Genomic DNA, 385 nt, shown 5'->3' on the forward strand with positions numbered 1-385 from the left:
TTTGCTGAAGATCACCGGGGCCTGGCCCGTCTGGACGCCGGGGCCATCTGGGCAGAAAAGATAGAAGATATCCCGCCGTCCATGCGCTTTTTTATCGGTGGGGATAGCAGCTTGCGTGGCTACAGCTACGAGTCCATTTCACCAAGGGACAGCGAGGGGCAGCAGATTGGTGGTGAGTTTATGCTGGCCTCCTCGCTGGAATATCAGTACCGGCTGACCGGCAACTGGTGGGGAGCCCTGTTTTACGATTACGGTTCGTCCTGGACAGACAGCCCGGACTGGCAGGCAGGCGCGGGTGTAGGGATACGCTGGGCATCCCCGGTCGGCCCGATACGGCTCGACTTCGCCTGGGGGCTGGACAAACCTGATGATCGTTTCCAAATTC

At 59.5% G+C, this 385-nt stretch carries 1 protein-coding gene; it reads left to right on the forward strand.

All coding sequences use genetic code 11. The features are described from left to right. A partial coding sequence (locus tag ACYP03_RS24540) for an autotransporter assembly complex protein TamA (RefSeq protein ID WP_459782455.1) occupies window positions 1–385 on the forward strand: 385 nt, incomplete at both ends.

The organism is Photobacterium sp. R1 (genome assembly GCF_054600795.1).